At 43.9% G+C, this 1,278-nt stretch carries 1 protein-coding gene; it reads right to left on the reverse strand.

The window, feature by feature from the left end:
• Positions 1 to 1,278 (reverse strand): DNA primase (locus A3762_RS02740; protein ID WP_068753994.1); only part of this gene is annotated, 1,278 nt, incomplete at both ends.

Below are 1,278 nucleotides of genomic sequence, written 5' to 3' on the forward strand. Positions count from 1 at the left end.
GCTCGCAGCGCATCAACACGTTTTTTTTGTTCGATTGCGCGTTTTATTATGAAATCTAATTCTTCAATCGCGATATCAGGCTCTGGAATCGCTTCAATCCCCGAAAACAAATCAAAAAATCGCTCGCGATAACCTTGCTGATCAACGGCAAGTTGATACATCAAATCTTGCTGCGACATGATCTTAAACTTGGTTATGAACCCAACAAACATCGCCGCTGTTTCAGACTGGAAGGTAATGTCTAAATCATTGAGTGCCTGATGTCTTTCTGGAGCGAAGTATAGTCCTAAACAAATCGCGATATCTTTAGTACGAATTACACGAATCTCGGAGCTCTCACGTGTCACTTGACGCCCCGGCTCAGAAAACTTCTTACGCGGACTAGTTAGCTCTTTAAGACGGTCCCACAAGCCCGACTTTAATGCACTCTTAGGTAAATCATTTAAGATCTCTTGCACTCTGCTACGAAGAACGCCCCGATCTTCTGGCAAATCAAGATTTAAGCCCTGCGTGTGAACCTGAAAAAAGAACTCAGAAAGCGGTAAAGCTCGCTCGATACGTTTCTCAAAATTATCCGCACCCTCTTCGCGAATTAAGGTGTCAGGATCTTCTCCCTGAGGGAGAATTAAAAAGCTAAATTGCATACCGTTTTCATACATCGGCAGCAAATTATCCATCGCCTTTTGAGCAGCTCTCATACCCGCAGCATCACCATCAAAACAGAAAATCAGTTTTTTGCAGCGACGTAATAGCTGACCTAAGTTTTCTGCGTTAGTCGCAGTTCCCAAAGTTGCTACAGCATAATCAATCCCGTGCTGAGCAAGAGAAACCACATCCATGTAACCCTCAACAACAAGAAGCTTTTCAATACTTCTAAGGGCTCTAGATGCTTCGAACAGCCCATAAATCTCGTTACTTTTGTGAAAAACACGAGACTCGGGAGAGTTGATGTACTTTGCTTTATCGTCGCCTAAGGTTCTTCCACCAAAACCAACAGTCTTGCCACGCATGTTCCGAATAGGAAACATCAAACGGTTCTGAAACAGATCAAAAGGTCGCTCATACTTTTGCGAGACCAATTTCATTTCAACGAGCTTAGCAAGCTGCCGGTCTCCCGCCTGACCTCCAACAAAATCTCGTTCAGCTGGCGCATAACCGATACCAAAACGCTCAATCACCTCATCACTTAAACCGCGCATTTTTATATAACGCTGTGCGACATCTTTACTGGTATGATTAGCGAGAGCTTCTCTATAACGCCTATCTACGGCATCTAAA

The sequence above is a fragment of the Oleiphilus sp. HI0125 genome, from assembly GCF_001635355.1.